Origin of the sequence: Pseudomonas rustica, from assembly GCF_049959085.1 — a bacterium.
GTDB lineage: Bacteria > Pseudomonadota > Gammaproteobacteria > Pseudomonadales > Pseudomonadaceae > Aquipseudomonas > Aquipseudomonas rustica.
Window position 1 is genome coordinate 3716181 of the sequence record NZ_CP188200.1, and the last position, 18703, is coordinate 3734883.

An 18703-nucleotide genomic window follows, 5' to 3' on the forward strand; every position below is an offset into this window, starting at 1 on the left:
GGCCAAGTAGGCGATGGTTGTAGGACTAATCTGTAAACGCTTGCCCACAGCTAAACAAAAGGAGCCAAAACGCAAACAGGGCGTGAGGTTTCCCTCACGCCCTGTTTATCAATGACGAGATTTACAGGCTGGAATCGCGCGAACTCAATTCTTGCAGTTTGTGCTCGGCCAACGGGTGCCCAGCCTTGGCGGCCATGCTCCACCAGCGCACAGCCTCCTCTGGATCCGGCGCCTTGCTCGGCGTACCGGCAAGGCTGATCACGCCGACCTGATAGGCCGCTTTGCCATCGCCGGCCAGTGCCGCCAGACGCAGCAGTCGCACGCCTTCTTCACGCGCGCCCAGACCCACACCGCGAAAGGTCAGAATGTGCCCGTAAAAGCTTTGCGCGCCGACATCGCCGAGGTTGGCCATGCGCGCAAACTGCCCTTCCATCCAGCGCCAGATGCGCGGCTGGCGCACACACCACGACCAATGAAACAGCCGGCGGGCCAGCCAATAACTGGCCCACGCCTTGAGGCGTAAAAACACTCAGGCCTCCGCCGATTCCGGGTACTCGTATTCGAACACTCTGACCACTTCGGAAGCGTGCCACGACGCGGCGGCAACTCCGTCGGACGGCCCGGAAAAACGCCCCAGGCGTTCAACACATTCAAAAAAACCGGTGCGCGGTAAACGGCTCGCGCCTTGGCTGATTACCAGTGAACTGCGCAGCGGTTGCTCGGCCTTGGCATCCAGCGCAGCGAGATGCTCAAGTGCAGCGGTCAGGGTTTGCATGGCCGGTGTCGGCAGTTGCAGACGCTCAAGCAAGGCGCGATACGTCAGCAGATGACGCTGTCGGCGCGCCTGATCCAACTCCCCCAGCAACCCGTCCCAATGTTGACGACTGATGCGTACGCTCACGATTCATCCCTCCAACCTGGCACCGTCAATTCCCAGGCCAGGCTGCGGCGGATTGCGGCGTCGGGCGCACGCTCACCACTTTCGATCATGGCCAGATAAGACGGGCTGATGCCTACCGTGCGGGCCAGCGCCTCGATGGCGATGCCCTTCCCTTCGCGCAAACTGCGGAGTTGATCCAGACCTGGAAGAATCGGGTCTGAAGTGGCCGCGACAGGCGCTGGGGCCGGACGCGACGGTGTTTCGTTGAGACCTGCTGCTTTGAGTAACGCCTGATATTGAGCCCATGGCAGAACCGCGTATTCGGGTTCGCCATCGCGTGCAATTATCTGAATATCCATGACTACCCCGTAGGACAACAACACTTAGCGAGTCGGCACTTTTCCCTAGAAGTGTAATCCTAACAGCGGCTAAGGTCGCGGGGGCGATCTATCTATCGCAGGTCTTGGTTATTCAGGGCTTTTTCGGGCCTTCCAGTTGCAGTTGTTCAGGTGTATCGGGCAGACGTTCGGCAACCGCGAGTTTTTCCGGACGCTGACGACTGCGCCACAGGCGGAACGCGTTGAGTTCTTCGTCGAGGGTTTTCATCAGCCAGGCGAGCACGGCGATGTCGTCGAGCATGCCGAAGACCGGGATGAAATCCGGAATGGCATCGACCGGACTGAGGAAGTACATCAACCCCGCCACCACCGAGACCAACGCCTTGCCACTGATTGCGCGGTACTCGCCACGCCAGTAAGCCAGGCACAGCGCCTGCAGCAAACGCAGGTCATCTTTGAGCTTGCCGAGGCGATTGCCTTGCGCGGCGCCTTTGCTGGCCACGGCGAACAATAAAGTCGGCAGGCGACCACGGGCCAGCAAACGGCCAGCCAGGGGCAGGAATCGAGCGAAATTCCACGGAGCTTTCATCTATTCCTCCCGTTGAAATGTTATCCACACAAATTGTGGATAACCTTGTGAACAGAGCTGCATTTCGGCGCTGAGAGCCCCGGTTTATAAGGGCCGCGCTCAGATCGGGCGTTTTTTACTCACATAAAAAACCCCAATATTTCATTGACTTGGCGGCTCAGGGCGTCTAGCGCGGGCAGCCTCAAAGCTATGACTCCCCTGACCGGCATCGGTTCGCTCTGTTTACGCCCGCCAACCTGCAGATGCAACAACGCCCCGCTTAAGCGAGGCGTTGTTGTTGAAGCCGAAGCTGCTTACTTGGCAGCAGCAGCGTCTTCTTTGGCTGGATCCTTGATGGCCAGCAGTTCCAGGTCGAAAACCAGAACCGAGTTGGCCGGGATTGCCGGGCTTGGCGATTGCGCGCCGTAAGCCAGATCGCTAGGGATGTACAGTTTGTACTTCTCGCCAACGTGCATCAGTTGCAGACCTTCAACCCAACCCGGGATCACGCCGCTTACTGGCAGATCGATCGGGCTGCCGCGCTCGACGGAGCTGTCGAATACGGTGCCGTTGGTCAGCTTGCCGGTGTAGTGAACAGTCACTACGTCGGTCGGCTTAGGCTGTGGGCCGTCGGCCTTTTTGATGACTTCGTATTGCAGGCCGGAAGCAGTTGTTGTCACGCCTGCTTTCTTGCCGTTTTCTTCGAGGAATTTCTTGCCAGCGGTTGCCGACTCTTCGCTCATCTTGGCCATACGCTCTTCGGCACGCTTTTGCAGCGCGGCGAAAGCTTCAACCAGTTCTTCGTCTTTCAGCTTCTGTTCTTTCTTGCCGACGGCATCTTCGATGCCCTGGGCTACTGCTTTGGAGTCCAGATCATCCATGCCTTCCTGAGCCAGGCTCTTGCCCATGTTCAGGCCGATACCGTAGGAAGCTTTTTGCGCCGGGGTTTTCAGCTCTACGCTGGTTTGCGAATCACAACCCGCAAGTACCAGGCTAACCAGGGCTACCGCCGCCGCCAACCGATGCTGTTTCATGCTATTTCCTTGTTCATGCGCCGAAAGGGCAATCGAGTAAAGCCGCGAGCTTATCAGGCCGCCACGACCAATGGCTACCGGCATGAGAGCAGTAAAGCGGCGATAAGTTCAGGTATTGAAACGCATTCGGCTAAAGGCACGATGAAGCTTCTGTCATCTACGCCCTACAACGATTGATACCACTTCTCACAACAGTTGGCGTAATGGCCACTTGCCCACCCTCATAGCCTCAGGCATAACAGCGCAATAATTCGACAAGGATGTTTAACTTGCGCCGCTTATTCCGTGTTTTGACCCTGATCTTCGTGCTGCTCGGCCTCGTCCTCGCCGTGGTTTTGTATTACGTCGCCAACCCGAAATTAACGTTCTACACCCCGGCCGAGCAGGTGCATTACCTGAATCAATGGTCGGAAGAACAGCGGCAAACCTATTACTTCACGCCTCAGGGCACACAGGTCAAAGGCCTGCGCTATGAGTGGTTTCAAGCGCTGGAGCTGCCCTTCTCCGAGCAGCGTTTCGCCTCTGCGGAATACCTCGCGCGCTTCGGTTTTCTGGTCGATCCCAAACAGCAAGCCACGCCGAACAATCCCGGCAACCTGCCCGTGGGTTTCGCCCGGCATCAAAACCCCGCTACTTCCGAGCAATATCTCGACATAACTTGTGCCGCTTGCCACACCGGCGAATTGCGTTTCAAAGGTCAGGCTGTGCGCATCGACGGCGGCACCGCGCAGCACGTGCTGCCTTCCAGTGTTCCTACATTGCGCGGCGGCAGTTTCGGACAAGCATTGGTCGCGAGTCTGACGGCGACTTACTACAACCCGTGGAAATTCGAACGCTTCGCCCGAAGCGTGCTCGGCGATAAATACGACGTGCGCCACGAGCAACTGCGCAAAGACTTCAAAACCTCGCTGGATACGTTCCTGAAAGTCGCCTGGAACGACACCCATCGCGGCCTCTACCCCACCGAAGAAGGCCCTGGCCGCGCCGATGCATTCGGTCGGATCGCCAACGCGACCTTCGGCGATGCGATTTCCCCCGCCAACTATCGCGTGGCCAATGCGCCGGTGGATTACCCGCAGTTGTGGGACATGTGGAGGTTCGATTGGGTGCAGTGGAACGGCTCGGCACAGCAGCCGATGGCGCGCAATATCGGCGAAGCACTGGGCGTTGGCGCCACGCTGAATTTTTTCGACGCCAACGGCCAACCGCTGCAAGGCGAAGAGCGCTACGCCTCGAGCGTTCGTGTGCGCGATCTGCACACGATCGAAGAAACCCTGCAAAAACTTCAGCCACCGGCCTGGCCGGAAGAGATACTTGGCGCCGTCGACCAACCTCTGGCCGCCAAGGGCCGCGCGCTGTTTGCGGAAAACTGCGCCGGCTGCCATGTGCCGCGCGTCACTCAGGAAGGCGAGCGCTGGGTGCAGCATTTGCACATGCTGCCGCTCGATGTGATCGGTACTGACCCGAACGCCGCCACCAACATCGCCACCCACCGCTTCGACCTGACAGCGCTGCAATGGGATTTGAAAGAGCTGGCGAACATGGACGTCAAACTGCATCCGACGCCCACAGAACCGCTGGATCTGAGCCAGCTGTCAGTCGCCAAAGGACTGGCGTACGTCACCGCTTTCGTCGAAAACCGCGCCTACCGCGAAGCCAACGTCACTCCGCAAGAAAAACCTCGACTGGACGGTTTCGGCCTGCCGATCGGCGTGCGCGAAAAAGTCGCTTACAAGGCGCGGCCATTGGCTGGCGTCTGGGCGACCCCACCCTTCCTGCACAACGGCTCGGTGCCAAGCGTTTATCAATTGCTCTCGCCGCAGGATGAGCGCGCGACCACCTTCTATAAAGGCACCTTCGAATACGATCCTCGGCATCTGGGCTATCGCACCGAAGCGTTCACCAATGGTTTCCTGTTCGATACGCGCATCAGCGGCAACCATAACAGCGGTCATGAATTCCGCGCCGGCGAACCCGGCAATGGCGTGATCGGCCGACTGTTGCAGCCCGAAGAACGCTGGGCCTTGCTCGAATACCTGAAAGTGCTGGGCGGCCCACTGGAGGCGCAATTGCCATGACGATGCCGACATTCAAGAAAGAACTGCCGTTGCTCGCACGAATCTGGTTGTGGCTGGGGCGCTTGCTTGGCAAAACCGTGTTAATCCTGCTGGTGATTGGCTTGCTCGGCTGGGCGATCGCGACGGCGTGGTTTGCCTGGCAGCACCGCGGCCCGGTGTCGGCGCTGGAGCAGATTCCGCCCGGTGAAGCCGCGATGACGCAGGACGTGATCCAGACCGCCGTGCGCATCGTCGATCAACACCGCGAGCCCACGCGTTATCTGCGCGACGCCCATGCCAAAGCGCATGGTTGCGTAAAGGCAGAAGTCAAAGTATTGCCGGAATTGGCGCAACAATTGCGCCAAGGCGTGTTCAGTGAGCCGGGGAAAACCTGGCAGGCGATGATTCGTCTGTCGAATGGCAACGCTTATCCGCAATTCGACAGCCTGCGCGATGCACGAGGTATGGCGATCAAGTTGTTCGATGTGTCGGGTAAACCCTTGCTCGGCGAGCGACCGGCGCAGGGCGAACAGGATTTCGTGATGTTCAGTCATGCGAACTTCTTTGTCAGCGATGTCGCTGAGTACCGTCAGAATGTCGCGGCGCAGGCTGACGGCAAGAAGATCATGGCGTTTTTTCCAGGATGGGATCCGCGCACCTGGCAGATCCGTCATCTGTTTATTGCTCTGGCCACGCTGGCACCGCCGCCGGACAGCCCGACGCAGACGACTTATTTTTCAGTCTCGCCGTACAAATTCGGTGAGGCCAATGCGAAATTTCGGGTGATGCCGGATCCGGACAGTTGCCCGGCGTACGCGTTGCCTCAACAGAATCACGATCTGCCGAACTTTCTGCGCAGTGCTTTGAGTCAGCAGTTATCGACGGATCGGGTGCCAGCGTGTTTTGTCCTGCAGATTCAGCGTCAGGATGCCAACAAGTACATGCCGATCGAAGACACCAGCATTGAATGGCGTGAGCAGGACTCGCCGTTTGAGACGGTGGCGCGGATTACCCTGCCGGCGCAGGACTTCGATACGCCAGCGCTGAATCTGGCGTGCGACAACCTGTCGTTCAATCCGTGGTTTGGTATCGAAGCGCATCGGCCGATTGGCGGGATCAATCGTCTGCGTAAAGCGGTGTATGAAGCGGTGAGCGATTACCGGCACAGCCGAAATGCCCTGTAGGAGCTGTCGAGTGCAACGAGGCTGCGATCTTTTGATCTTAGGAAAGCAAGATCAAAAGATCGCAGCGTGCCGCAGCTCCTACAGGGGTTCAGGTGATTTTCTCAAACCCCAGACAGCAAAAAGCCCGCACTAGGCGGGCTTTCTGTGGATTCTGGCGTTCAGTGTTCCAGATTCCGAATATGGCGCAGCGGACGGGACTCGAACCCGCGACCCCCGGCGTGACAGGCCGGTATTCTAACCGACTGAACTACCGCTGCGCGAAACGCTTGAAACGAATGGTGGGTGATGACGGGATCGAACCGCCGACATTCTGCTTGTAAGGCAGACGCTCTCCCAGCTGAGCTAATCACCCTTCGCTTCGTTACGGGACGCATTATGCCACAAGTTTTCGTAAAGTGTTGATTTAATTGAAGTTTTTTTCAAATAAATCCGAAAACCGGTAAAACGACACATCCCGCGGGTACAACTGTACAAACTTTGAGGCAGAAAAAAACCCGCTTGGGCGGGTTCTTCCGTGGTGACCTGGCGTTCAGTGATCCAAGTTACCGAATATGGCGCAGCGGACGGGACTCGAACCCGCGACCCCCGGCGTGACAGGCCGGTATTCTAACCGACTGAACTACCGCTGCGCTAAACACTTGAAACGAATGGTGGGTGATGACGGGATCGAACCGCCGACATTCTGCTTGTAAGGCAGACGCTCTCCCAGCTGAGCTAATCACCCTTCGCTTCGGTGTGGCGCGCATTCTACGGAGCGACCCAACCTCTGGCAAGCACTTTTTTAAATAATTTTCTCAGGCCTTCCAAAGGCTTACAGAAGGGTTGGCCTATGAGACGGCGAGGACAATAATGCCCCCCTTTGTATAAAGGAGAGACTCACCCCATGTGGTTCAAGAACCTGCTTATCTATCGCCTGACCCAAGACCTGCCTGTCGATGCCGAGGCGCTGGAAACTGCACTGGCCACCAAACTGGCGCGTCCATGTGCAAGCCAGGAGTTGACCACCTACGGTTTCGTCGCGCCGTTCGGCAAAGGCGAAGATGCTCCATTGGTACACGTCAGCGGTGACTTCCTGCTGATTTCCGCGCGTAAAGAAGAACGCATTCTGCCGGGCAGCGTCGTGCGCGACGCGGTTAAGGAAAAGGTCGAAGAGATCGAAGCCGAGCAGATGCGCAAGGTCTATAAGAAGGAACGCGATCAGATCAAGGATGAAATCATCCAGGCCTTCCTGCCGCGCGCCTTTATCCGTCGCTCGTCGACCTTCGCCGCCATCGCGCCGAAACAAGGCCTGATTCTGGTCAACTCGGCCAGCCCGAAACGCGCTGAAGACTTGCTGTCGACCCTGCGCGAAGTGATCGGCACCCTGCCCGTCCGTCCGCTGACCGTGAAAATGTCGCCGACCGCGACCATGACCGAATGGGTCACCACGCAGAAAGCTGCCGACGACTTCTATGTGCTGGACGAGTGCGAACTGCGCGACACCCACGAAGACGGCGGCATCGTTCGTTGCAAACGTCAGGATCTGACCAGCGAAGAAATCCAGCTGCACCTGAGCACCGGCAAAGTCGTCACGCAGCTGTCGCTGGCGTGGCAGGACAAGTTGTCGTTCATGCTTGACGACAAGATGACTGTTAAACGTCTGAAGTTCGAAGACCTGTTGCAGGATCAGGCGGAACAGGACGGTGGCGACGAGGCACTGGGTCAACTGGACGCCAGCTTCACCCTGATGATGCTGACCTTCGGCGACTTCCTGCCGGCGCTGGTTGAAGCGCTGGGTGGTGAAGAGACGCCGCAGGGGATCTGATCCGTTCTTTGTGTGAACATTTAAAAGATCGCAGCCTTCGGCAGCTCCTACAGGGAATGTGTTTTTCTGTAGGAGCTGCCGGAGGCTGCGATCTTTTTGCCGACGACGTATGCTTAGCTTCCTAACGCTTTCACATAATAAGGAACAAGCCATGCGCGCACTGGCTGCACTCAGCCGCTTTGTCGGCAATACCTTCGCTTACTGGGTTCTGATTTTCGCGGTCATCGCGTTTTTGCAACCGGCATGGTTCCTCGGCCTTAAAGGCGCGATCGTGCCGTTGCTCGGGCTGGTGATGTTCGGCATGGGCCTGACCCTCAAACTCGACGACTTCGCTGCCGTTGCCCGCCATCCGTGGCGTGTGGCACTGGGCGTGGTTGCACACTTCGTGATCATGCCCGGCGTGGCGTGGTTGCTTTGCCAGCTGTTTCAGCTGCCGCCGGAAATCGCCGTCGGCGTGATTCTGGTCGGCTGCTGCCCGAGCGGCACCTCGTCCAACGTGATGACCTGGCTGGCCCGCGGCGATCTGGCGTTGTCGGTGGCCATCGCTGCCGTTACCACCCTCCTCGCTCCGCTGCTGACCCCGGCGCTGATCTGGCTGCTGGCTTCGGCGTGGTTGCCGGTGTCGTTCATGGAGCTGTTCTGGTCGATCCTGCAAGTGGTGCTGTTGCCGATCATTCTCGGCGTGGTTGCCCAGCGTCTGCTTGGCGACAAGGTTCGTCATGCGGTGGATGTGTTGCCGCTGGTGTCGGTGGTCAGCATCGTGATTATCGTCACTGCCGTGGTCGCCGCCAGCCAGGCAAAAATTGCCGAATCCGGTCTGCTGATCATGGCCGTGGTGATGCTGCACAACAGCTTCGGTTATCTGCTGGGTTACTTCACCGGTCGCCTGTTCAAGCTGCCGTTGGCTCAGCGCAAATCGCTGGCGCTGGAAGTCGGCATGCAGAACTCGGGATTGGGCGCCGCGTTGGCCAGCGCGCACTTCTCGCCACTGGCGGCAGTGCCGAGCGCGTTGTTCAGTGTCTGGCACAATATTTCCGGTGCGCTGCTGTCGACCTACTTCCGCCGCATGAGCGAAAAGGAAGATCGCGAGGCGTTGGCGCAACAGGCTGCCGACTGAGCTGAAACTTGATCCCCGGGTTAATGCTGGTCAAACTATCGCGCAACGCGAGGACGACCTCGCGGCTCGATCGAGTCATTAATCTGGGGACGACCCCGTCAATCGATGGAGGTCTCTCATGTCCTGGATCATTCTGTTTTTCGCCGGCCTGTTCGAAGTCGGCTGGGCCGTTGGCCTGAAATACACCGATGGCTTCAGCCGTCCACTCCCTACTGCGCTGACCGTTGCGGCCATGGCCATCAGCCTTGGCCTGCTTGGCCTTGCGATGAAGGAATTGCCGCTGGGCACGGCGTATGCGATCTGGACTGGGGTCGGTGCCGTGGGCACGGTGATTGCCGGGATCATATTGTTTGGCGAATCGATGGCGTTGATTCGGCTGGCGAGTGTGGCGTTGATCATCACCGGGCTGATTGGGCTTAAGGTCAGCGCTTAGGCCTCTACCGCTTTCGCGAGCAAGCCCGCTCCCACAGTGACCGTATTCCAATGACGGAACGCGGTCGAATGTGGGAGCGAGCCTGCTCGCGAAGAGGCCCTAAAAATCACTAATTATCTAACCGCCCCACGCAACTCCCCCACCAACACCTGCAACTTCGCCGGCTCCGCCGCTTCCACAGCTACCGCCGAACCCGCCACCAACGTCACCCGCGACCACAACCGGTGAAAAAACCCCTTGTTCGGATCGCGACTGAAGAAACTCCCCCACAACCCCTGCAACGCCAGCGGAATCACCGGTACCGGCGTCTCTTCGAGAATCCGCGTCAGCCCGCCCCGGAACTCATTCATCTCGCCATCAGCGGTCAATTTGCCTTCCGGGAAGATGCACACCAGTTCACCGTTCTTCAGATACTGAGCAATCCGCGTGAAGGCCTTTTCGTAGATCTGGATATCTTCCTGCCGCCCAGCGATAGGAATGGCCCCAGCCGTGCGGAAGATAAAGTTCAGCACCGGCAGGTTGTAGATTTTGTAGTACATGACAAAGCGAATCGGCCTACGCACTGCGCCGCCAATCAGCAAGGCATCGACGAACGACACGTGGTTGCACACCAACAACGCCGCGCCCTCATCCGGAATCGCCTCAAGGTTGCGATGTTCGACGCGGTACATGGAATGGCTGAGCAGCCAGATCATGAAACGCATGCTGAACTCGGGGACGATTTTGAAGATGTAGGCGTTAACGCCGATGTTCAGCAGCGACACCACCAGAAACAGCTGAGGAATCGACAGTTTGACCACGCTCAACAACACGATCGAAACGATGGCCGAGACCACCATGAACAGTGCGTTGAGAATGTTGTTCGCCGCGATCACCCGCGCGCGCTCGTTCTCGGCGGTGCGCGATTGGATCAACGCGTACAGCGGCACGATATAGAAGCCGCCGAAAATGCCCAGACCGAGAATGTCGATCAACACCGCCCACGTGTGCACAAAGCCCAGCACTTCAACCCAGCTATGGCCAGTGACGCTGTCCGGAATCCCGCCGGAATGCCACCACAGCAGCAGCCCGAACACGGTCAGACCAAACGAGCCGAACGGCACCAGACCGATCTCGACTTTACGCCCGGAAAGCTTCTCGCAGAGCATTGAACCGAGGGCGATCCCCACCGAGAACACCGTGAGAATCAAGGTGACCACGGTTTCATCGCCGTGCATCCATTCCTTGGCATACGCCGGAATCTGCGTCAGATAAATCGCCCCGACAAACCAGAACCACGAATTGCCTACGATCGAACGCGACACCGCTGGGGTCTGGCCCAAGCCGAGTTTCAGCGTCGCCCACGATTGGCTGAAGATATTCCAGTTCAGGCGCATTTCCGGCGAGGACGCCGCCGCCCGTGGAATGCTGCGGCTGGCGAGATAACCCAGCACGGCAATGCCGACGATGGCGCCGGACACCAGTGGCGCGTAGTGCGTCGAAGACATGATGACCCCGGCGCCGATGGTGCCGGCGAGGATCGCCAGAAACGTGCCCATCTCCACCAGACCATTGCCGCCGACCAGTTCATCCTCGCGCAATGCCTGCGGCAGGATCGAATACTTCACCGGCCCGAACAGCGCCGAGTGCGTGCCCATGGCGAACAACGCCACCAGCATCAGCGACAGATGATCGAACAAAAATCCGACGGATCCCACCGCCATGATGGCGATTTCCGCCAGTTTGATCAGACGGATCAACGCGTCCTTGGCGAATTTTTCGCCAAACTGCCCGGCCAGCGCCGAGAACAGAAAGAACGGCAGAATAAACAGTAGCGCACAGAGGTTGACCCAGATCGAGCGGTCACCTTCGATGGTCAGCCGATAGAGAATGGCGAGAATCAACGACTGTTTAAACACGTTGTCGTTAAACGCGCCGAGCGATTGCGTGATGAAGAACGGTAAAAACCGTCGCGTGCGCAGCAGGTTGAACTGTGAGGAATGACTCATCTTCCGTGTTTCCCTGATTTTGCTGGGGGGTGGTCTGGATACTGTCTATTGGATTCACAAACCGCAATCCAGGCCACACCTTAGCTAAATATTTCAGGTTATTTCTTCAAACCGGCGATGCACGGTGAAACAAACAGCTCGCCGCGCCACGCGCCTTGCACGGTACGTTTACCGACGATCAGCCACATGATCGCGAGCAACGTCACCAACACACAGCCAACCACGCTGAAAAATCCGAGATTCAAGGTGCTCGCCAGCTTCAACGTTGCCAGCGAATAAACACCCAACGGGAAGGTGAAGCCCCACCAGCCAAGATTGAACGGGATGCCATCACGCAGATAACGTGCGGTGATCAGCAGCGCCATCAACATCCACCACAACCCGAAGCCCCACAGCGTGATGCCGGCGACCAGGCCGATGCCCGATGCGATTTCGCCGATGCCCGGCAGACCGTTGGCGGCGAAGATCGCCGGTGCATCAGCGCCCAACAGCAACATACCCAGTGCACCGGTGCCGATCGGGCCAAGGGCCAGCCAGCTCGAAGCGGCCATGTTTTCGTGAGGCAGTTTGTGCAGGGCCATGCGCAGCAAGAGGATTGTCAGAATGCTGAACGCCACCGGTAGGGAAAATGCCCAAAGCACGTAGCTGGTGGTCAGCACCACCAATTGCGAGTGGGCATCGGTCAGATGCGGAGCCAGCAAGCCGCCGCTGGCCGCTGCCACTTCTGCGGCGACTACGGGCAACAGCCAAACGGCGGTCATCTGATCAATGCTGTGTTCCTGACGGGTAAACATCATGTACGGAATCAACACGCCGCAGGCCAGCGACATCGCCACATCAATCCACCACAGCACTTCGGCGAGATGAATCACCCCGTCGCCCCAGCGCGGCAGGCCGAACACCAAAAAGCCGTTGATGATCGTCGCCAGGCCCATTGGGATGGTGCCGAAGAACATCGATACCGTGGAATGCCCGAAAATCCGCCGCGCTTCATCGAAGAACAGAATCCAGCGAGCGGCGTAAGCCAGGGTAAACAACGTGAACAACAAAATGTTGAACAACCACAGCCCTTCGGCCACGGCGTGCAAACCGGGAATCGCCACCGGCAGTTGCGCCAACGCCAATGCCAGCACACCGGTACCCATGGTCGCGGCGAACCAGTTCGGTGTGAATTGGCGGATCACTTCACGCGGATGCTGAAGTTGGCTGAACGGCTTGATACCGGGTTTGGCGCTGTTGGGGCAAATCATCATGAACTCCTGTCCTCAGGTGAGGTGGAATTCATGGTAGATCCGAATCGAATATCTATATAACGGGTAATATCTCTAACTGTTATCTGTTTTGCCAATAAGCAGTCAGACGCTGCCTTCGCTTTCAATCACCAGGATCCGCGCAGCGCCCTGTGGATGCGCGACATGCTCGGTGCCGACCGAGGCGTAAAAGATGTCGCCGATGTCGAGCTGCACCTGTTTTTCCTCGCCGTTTTCGCGGTAGTGCATCTGCACTTGTCCATCGAGCACCACGAACACTTCTTCGCCATCGTTGACGTGCCATTTGTACGGCTGATCCGTCCAGTGCAGGCGCGTGGTGATGCCGTTCATATTGGCGATATCCAGCGCGCCCCAGGCGCGGTCGGCGGTGAAGGTTTTGCTGCGGATAATCTTCATGAATCGATCCGTGAGAAGAATGGCCAAGCAAGGCTAACCGAAACTCAGGGAGCGCTGCACACCTTGACTGCGTTGGCGCGCAGGCTGAGCAATAACGCCCCCACCGCCAACACGATCAGTACCGCGCCGTAGCCATCAGTGGTTGCCAGCAAGCCATAGGTGCGAGCCAGATAACCGGCCAACAATGCCGGCAGGCAGAACGCGAGATAGCTCAGCACGTAATACGCTGACATCAAACCGGCCCGTTCGTGAGGCAATGCCAGCGGCACCAGGCTGCGCACTGCGCCGAGGAAACCAGAGCCAAATCCGCAACCGGCGACCAGCGTGCCGAGGAAGAACAGCGAAAGACTCGCGCTGTGCACGCCGAGCAAGATCAGCACCAGCCCCATCGGCAGCAAACTCGCGCCCAGCCGCAAGGCTTGCTTGGCGCTGCGATTGCGCAGGGTAAAGATCATCAGCGCACCGGTCAGGGTCAATGCCGCCACGGTCGAGCCGCCGATCAGGTTGGACGTTGAACCGGTGGCCGTGCGCACCAATGACGGAGCCAACGAAGCATAAAAACCACCGAGTGCCCACGTCGCCGTGTTCAGCGGCAGCACTCGCCACAATGTTGAACGCGCCTGAGCCGGCACGTGCAGCGTCGGCTTCAATGACGCCCAAGCCCCGTCTTGCGGCGAGACACTTTCCGGCAGGCGCCAGACATAAATCCCCTGCAACACAAACAATCCGAGCAGCAGCCAATAGGTCAGTTGCAACGGCGCCGGAGCAAATTCCGCGAGCAAACCGCAACCCAAACCGCCCAACGCCATTCCCAACAGCGGCGCGACGCTGTTGATCAACGGCCCTTGCTGGCGATCCGTATCGAGCAACGTCGCGCTCAACACCGCAGTGGCCATGCCAGTGGCGAAACCTTGCAGGACGCGCGCGCTGATCAGCCACGTGACGCTGTCGGCATAGATAAACAGCAGCATCGCCAAGGCATTGAGCAGCACGGCGGTAAAAATCACCGGTTTGCGCCCGACGTGATCGGACAGCGAACCCACTGTTAATAGTGCCGCCAACAGACTGAGCGCATAGACGCCGAAGATCAGCGTCAGCACCACCGCCGAGAAATGCAGTTGATCCTGATACAGGTGATACAACGGCGTCGGCGCGGTGGAAGCGGCGAGAAAACTGAGTAAGGTGATCGCCAAAAACCACAGGCTGGAGCGGTTTGAAACGACGTTATTCAAGGGGCTGGTCATGGGCACACTCCGCAAAAGCTAATTTTTTGCTTTTGCGGAGTGTGCTACCGCCTCGCGCTTAAAGCAAATTCTTTGTGTTAAGGTCTGCCCCATGGCTATTAAAGAAGGTTTACGCCCCGGCGGCCGCAGTGCCCGGGTGCAAGAGTCGATTCATTCGGCAGTCCACGCGCTTCTGCAAGAACAGGAGCGCTCGACCTTGACCGTGCCGCAAATCGCCGCACGCGCGGGGGTGACGCCGTCGACGATTTATCGACGCTGGGGGGATCTGGCGGCGTTGCTCGCAGACGTCGCCCTCGCCCGCATGCGCCCGGACAGCGAGCCGGCAGCAACGGGCAGTTTGCGCAGCGATATTCGTGCGTGGGCTGAACAGTATCTCGACGAGATGAGCTCCGAGCCCGGCCGCAACATGATGCGCGACGTGCAGGCGAGCGCGACGCCGGGGTATTGCGTGACGATTATTGGCGCGCAATTGCAGACGATCATTGATCGACATCCCAATGAGATCGCGCCGAGCGTTGATCGATTGATCAACCTGGTGGTGGCGCCGGTGGTGTTCCGGATACTGTTTTCGGCGGCCGCGCTTGAAGTGGAAGAATTGCACCATTTGATCGATGTCGCACTGAATCAGCGCTGACGCCAATCCCCTGTAGGAGCTGCGGCACGCTGCGATCTTTTGATCTTGATTTCAAAGATCAAAAGATTAAAAGATCAAAAGATCGCAGCGTGCCGCAGCTCCTACAGTTCATCGCAGAACCAGCCGGTTCCCCCCTGCGACACCCCGCCACGCCACGACCTTGGTCGACACTGACTAACCGCCGCACTCATGCGAGACTGTTGGCCCGGACAGGGTTGCCGGGGAGTCTTCTGTCGGGAGTGTTGCATGTCGTTGTCCACCGGGCTGATCGCCGCCGTCGCCCTGGCCTATATGGCCATCATGTTCGCTATCGCCTTCTACGGCGACCGTCGCAGCGCGCCTTTGCCGCCGCGGATGCGTGCCTGGGTGTACAGCCTGTCGCTGGCGGTTTATTGCACCAGTTGGACATTCTTCGGCGCGGTCGGTCAGGCCGCCGAACAACTGTGGTCATTCCTGCCGATTTACCTCGGGCCGATTCTGCTGCTGCTCGGCGCGCCGTGGGTGCTGCAGAAAATGGTGATGATCAGCAAACAGGAGAACATCACCTCCATCGCTGACTTCATCGCCGCGCGTTACGGCAAATCGCAATCGCTGGCGGTGGTCGTCGCGCTGATCTGCCTGGTCGGCGTCCTCCCCTACATCGCCCTGCAACTCAAAGGCATCGTCCTCGGCGTGAACCTGTTGATCGGCGCCGGTGCCGACGCCATGGGCACCCGCGCGCAGGACACGGCGCTGATCGTGTCGCTGGTGCTGGCGCTGTTCACCATCGTCTTCGGTACGCGCAACCTCGACGCCACCGAACACCACCGTGGCATGGTGCTGGCGATTGCCTTTGAATCGCTGGTCAAGCTGTTTGCTTTTCTCGCGGTTGGCGCCTTCGTCACTTTCGGGCTGTACGACGGTTTCGACGACTTGTTTAACCAGGCAATGCTCGCCCCGCGCCTCGAGGAATACTGGAAAGAAACCATTAACTGGCCGTCGATGGTGGTGCAGACCGGCGTGGCGATGATGGCGATCATCTGCCTGCCCCGGCAGTTTCACGTCACCGTGGTGGAGAACATCGACCCGCAGGATCTGCGTCTGGCCAAATGGGTGTTCCCGGCCTACCTCGCACTGGCCGCGCTGTTTGTAGTCCCGATCGCCCTCGCCGGTCAGATGTTGTTACCGAGCGACGTACTCCCCGACTCCTTTGTGATCAGTTTGCCGCTCGCTCAAGCCCATCCGGCGCTGGCGCTGCTGGCGTTTATCGGTGGTGCTTCGGCGGCGACCGGCATGGTCATTGTCGCCAGCGTAGCGTTGTCGACCATGGTCTCTAACGACATGCTATTGCCGTGGTTGCTGCGCCGAAATAACGCCGAGCGCCCGTTCGAAGTGTTTCGTCAGTGGATGCTCTCGGTGCGCCGCGTCAGCATCGTGGTGATTCTGTTGCTGGCGTATGTCAGCTATCGCCTGCTCGGTTCCACCGCGAGCCTGGCGACCATCGGCCAGATTGCCTTCGCCGCCGTGACCCAATTGGCCCCGGCCATGCTCGGCGCGCTGTACTGGAAACAGGCTAACCGGCGCGGCGTATTCGCTGGTCTCGCCGCCGGTACTTTCCTGTGGTTTTACACGCTGATTCTGCCGATTGCCGCGCACAGCCTTGGCTTGTCCCTGAGCAGTTTTCCGGGGCTGGCGTGGTTGCACAGCAATCCGCTGAATTTGCCAATCACCCCACTGACACAAGGCGTGGTGCTGTCGCTGGCCGGTAACTTCACCTTGTTCGCGTGGGTTTCGGTGCTGTCGCGCACGCGGGTATCGGAACACTGGCAAGCCGGGCGTTTTATCGGTCAGGAGATCAGCGCGCGGCCAAGTGCGCGCTCAATGCTGGCGGTGCAGATCGACGACTTGCTGCAACTGGCGGCGCGGTTTGTCGGTGAGGAACGCGCGCGGCAGAGCTTTATCCGTTTCGCCTACCGTCAGGGCAAAGGCTTCAACCCGAACCAGAACGCCGATGGCGAATGGATCGCCCACACCGAGCGCTTGTTGGCCGGTGTACTCGGGGCTTCTTCGACGCGCGCTGTAGTAAAAGCCGCCATCGAAGGTCGGGAAATGCAGCTGGAGGACGTAGTCCGGATCGCTGACGAAGCGTCGGAAGTGTTGCAGTTCAACCGCGCCCTGCTGCAAGGCGCGATCGAGAACATCACTCAAGGCATCAGCGTGGTCGACCAGTCGCTGAAACTGGTGGCGTGGAATCGACGCTATCTGGAGCTGTTCAACTACCCGGACGGTTTGATCAGCGTTGGCCGGCCGATTGCCGACATCATTCGCTACAACGCCGAGCGCGGCTTGTGCGGCCCCGGCGAAGCTGAAGTACACGTTGCCCGTCGCTTGCACTGGATGCGTCAGGGCCGTGCGCACACCTCCGAGCGGCTGTTCCCCAACGGTCGGGTGATCGAACTGATCGGCAACCCGATGCCGGGCGGCGGTTTCGTCATGAGTTTCACCGACATTACTGCGTTCCGCGAAGCCGAGCAGGCGCTGACCGAGGCCAACGAGGGGCTGGAGCAACGGGTCAGCGAGCGTACGCAGGAACTGTCGCAACTCAACGTCGCGCTGACCGAAGCCAAAGGCACCGCTGAAGCAGCGAACCAGTCGAAAACCCGCTTCCTCGCAGCGGTCAGCCACGACTTGATGCAACCGTTGAACGCCGCCCGCCTGTTCTCCGCCGCCCTCTCCCATCAGGACGATGGTTTGAGCAGCGAGGCGCAGAAACTGGTGCAGCACCTCGACAGTTCGCTGCGTTCGGCCGAAGACTTGATCAGCGATCTGCTGGATATCTCGCGCCTGGAAAATGGCAAGATCAACCCGGATCGCAAGCCGTTTGCGCTCAATGAGCTGTTCGATATTCTCGGCGCCGAATTCAAGGCACTGGCGCAAGAACAAGGCCTGACCTTTCGCGTGCGTGGCAGTCATCTGCGCATCGACAGCGACAGCAAATTGCTGCGGCGGATTCTGCAGAACTTCCTCACCAATGCGTTCCGCTACGCCAAAGGCCCGGTGCTGCTCGGCGTGCGTCGGCGCGGGGCTGAATTGTCGCTGGAAGTGTGGGATCGCGGGCCGGGGATTCCGGAGGACAAGCTGCAGGTGATTTTCGAAGAATTCAAACGCCTCGACAGCCATCAGACCCGCGCCGAAAAAGGTTTGGGGCTTGGCTTGGCGATTGCCGATGGCTTGTGCCGCGTGCTCGGCCATACGTTGCGTGTGCGTTCGTGGCCGGGGCGCGGCAGTGTGTTCAGCGTCAGCGTGCCATTGGCCCCGACGCAAACCGTGCCGGCCAGCGCCGCCGTCGAGTTGAACGGCAAGTTGCTGGGCGGCGCGCAGGTGCTGTGTATCGACAATGAAGACAGCATTTTGATTGGCATGAACAGTTTGCTCAGCCGCTGGGGTTGTCAGGTGTGGACGGCGCGCAATCGTGAGGAATGTGCGGCGTTGCTTAAGGATGGCGTGCGGCCGCAACTGGCATTGGTGGATTACCACCTCGATCACGGCGACACCGGGACTGAGTTGATGGCGTGGTTACGCACAACGCTGGGCGAGCCGGTGCCGGGGGTGGTGATCAGTGCGGATGGGCGGCCGGAAACGGTGGCGCAGGTGCATGCGGCGGGTCTGGATTATCTGGCGAAACCGGTGAAACCGGCGGCTTTGCGGGCGTTGTTGAGTCGGTATGTGCCGCTCTAAAAGCAAAAGATCGCAGCCTTCGGCAGCTCCTACAGGTT

Annotated in this window: 16 protein-coding genes and 4 tRNA genes; 7 read left to right on the forward strand and 13 right to left on the reverse strand. The window is 59.0% G+C overall.

Features of this window, described 5'->3' with window-relative positions; genetic code table 11:
• Positions 1-121: 121 nt before the first annotated feature.
• The 5 genes from ACP3TY_RS16765 to ACP3TY_RS16785 all read right to left on the reverse strand — a co-directional run bounded on the left by ACP3TY_RS16765 (position 122) and on the right by ACP3TY_RS16785 (position 2820).
• Entirely contained in the window at positions 122-529 is a 408-nt protein-coding gene (locus ACP3TY_RS16765) for a tetratricopeptide repeat protein (protein WP_426618021.1), read from the reverse strand.
• Positions 530-901: a hypothetical protein gene (locus ACP3TY_RS16770; RefSeq protein WP_003223109.1), complete on the reverse strand. Its 372-nt coding sequence runs from the start codon at positions 899-901 to the stop codon at positions 530-532. It abuts the gene before it with no gap.
• Positions 898-1239: a helix-turn-helix domain-containing protein gene (locus ACP3TY_RS16775; protein WP_053118605.1), complete on the reverse strand. Its 342-nt coding sequence runs from the start codon at positions 1237-1239 to the stop codon at positions 898-900. The genes ACP3TY_RS16770 and ACP3TY_RS16775 overlap by 4 nt, the downstream gene beginning before the upstream one ends.
• 112 nt (positions 1240-1351) lie before the next feature.
• The gene (locus tag ACP3TY_RS16780) at positions 1352-1807 is read right to left on the reverse strand and encodes a YkvA family protein (RefSeq protein WP_053118602.1); all 456 of its coding nucleotides are present in this window, start codon (positions 1805-1807) and stop codon (positions 1352-1354) included.
• A gap of 293 nt (positions 1808-2100) precedes the next feature.
• Complete coding sequence (locus ACP3TY_RS16785; protein WP_053118601.1) at positions 2101-2820, reverse strand: FKBP-type peptidyl-prolyl cis-trans isomerase; 720 nt, start codon at positions 2818-2820, stop codon at positions 2101-2103.
• Between the two features lie 269 nt (positions 2821-3089).
• On the opposite strand from ACP3TY_RS16785, the gene ACP3TY_RS16790 reads away from it, so the two are divergent.
• Positions 3090-4898, forward strand: coding sequence for a di-heme-cytochrome C peroxidase (locus ACP3TY_RS16790; RefSeq protein WP_426618022.1), 1809 nt, complete (start codon positions 3090-3092; stop codon positions 4896-4898).
• Positions 4895-6061, forward strand: coding sequence for a catalase family protein (locus tag ACP3TY_RS16795; protein WP_426618023.1), 1167 nt, complete (start codon positions 4895-4897; stop codon positions 6059-6061). Before ACP3TY_RS16790 ends, ACP3TY_RS16795 begins: the two co-directional genes overlap by 4 nt.
• 180 nt (positions 6062-6241) lie before the next feature.
• Here the strand turns inward: ACP3TY_RS16795 and ACP3TY_RS16800 are convergent.
• The 4 genes from ACP3TY_RS16800 to ACP3TY_RS16815 all read right to left on the reverse strand — a co-directional run bounded on the left by ACP3TY_RS16800 (position 6242) and on the right by ACP3TY_RS16815 (position 6785).
• A tRNA-Asp gene (locus ACP3TY_RS16800) sits at positions 6242-6318 on the reverse strand.
• 19 nt (positions 6319-6337) lie between these two features.
• Positions 6338-6413: transfer RNA gene (locus ACP3TY_RS16805), tRNA-Val, on the reverse strand.
• A 200-nt stretch (positions 6414-6613) separates the two neighbouring features.
• Positions 6614-6690: transfer RNA gene (locus ACP3TY_RS16810), tRNA-Asp, on the reverse strand.
• Between the two features lie 19 nt (positions 6691-6709).
• Positions 6710-6785, reverse strand: a tRNA-Val gene (locus ACP3TY_RS16815).
• 159 nt (positions 6786-6944) lie between these two features.
• Here ACP3TY_RS16815 and rdgC point away from each other — a divergent pair.
• From rdgC to sugE, 3 genes are all read left to right on the forward strand, one after another.
• Entirely contained in the window at positions 6945-7865 is a 921-nt protein-coding gene (rdgC, locus tag ACP3TY_RS16820) for a recombination-associated protein RdgC (RefSeq protein ID WP_007919763.1), read from the forward strand.
• 151 nt (positions 7866-8016) lie between these two features.
• Positions 8017-8982 carry a bile acid:sodium symporter family protein gene (locus ACP3TY_RS16825; RefSeq protein WP_282359331.1) on the forward strand — a complete coding sequence of 322 codons (966 nt, stop codon included), beginning with the start codon at positions 8017-8019 and terminating at the stop codon, positions 8980-8982.
• Positions 8983-9100: 118 nt separating this feature from the next.
• Positions 9101-9415 carry a quaternary ammonium compound efflux SMR transporter SugE gene (gene sugE / locus ACP3TY_RS16830; protein ID WP_008077894.1) on the forward strand — a complete coding sequence of 105 codons (315 nt, stop codon included), beginning with the start codon at positions 9101-9103 and terminating at the stop codon, positions 9413-9415.
• A 113-nt stretch (positions 9416-9528) separates the two neighbouring features.
• On the opposite strand, the gene ACP3TY_RS16835 is transcribed toward sugE, so the two are convergent.
• From ACP3TY_RS16835 to ACP3TY_RS16850, 4 genes are all read right to left on the reverse strand, one after another.
• Entirely contained in the window at positions 9529-11403 is a 1875-nt protein-coding gene (locus ACP3TY_RS16835) for an MFS transporter (protein ID WP_282358739.1), read from the reverse strand.
• A gap of 98 nt (positions 11404-11501) precedes the next feature.
• On the reverse strand, positions 11502-12653 hold the full coding sequence (locus ACP3TY_RS16840) for a TDT family transporter (RefSeq protein WP_400753506.1): 1152 nt from the start codon (positions 12651-12653) through the stop codon (positions 11502-11504).
• A gap of 105 nt (positions 12654-12758) precedes the next feature.
• Positions 12759-13070 (reverse strand): cupin, encoded by a 312-nt coding sequence (locus ACP3TY_RS16845; protein ID WP_159814917.1) that lies wholly within the window; start codon positions 13068-13070, stop codon positions 12759-12761.
• 44 nt (positions 13071-13114) lie between these two features.
• Positions 13115-14314 carry an MFS transporter gene (locus ACP3TY_RS16850; protein WP_426618024.1) on the reverse strand — a complete coding sequence of 400 codons (1200 nt, stop codon included), beginning with the start codon at positions 14312-14314 and terminating at the stop codon, positions 13115-13117.
• Positions 14315-14405: 91 nt separating this feature from the next.
• Here ACP3TY_RS16850 and ACP3TY_RS16855 point away from each other — a divergent pair, with 91 nt between their 5' ends.
• On the forward strand, positions 14406-14948 hold the full coding sequence (locus ACP3TY_RS16855; protein WP_426618025.1) for a TetR/AcrR family transcriptional regulator: 543 nt from the start codon (positions 14406-14408) through the stop codon (positions 14946-14948).
• Positions 14949-15194: 246 nt separating this feature from the next.
• Positions 15195-18665, forward strand: a complete 3471-nt coding sequence (locus ACP3TY_RS16860; protein WP_053118578.1) for a hybrid sensor histidine kinase/response regulator — start codon at positions 15195-15197, stop codon at positions 18663-18665.
• Positions 18666-18703 lie beyond the last annotated feature (38 nt).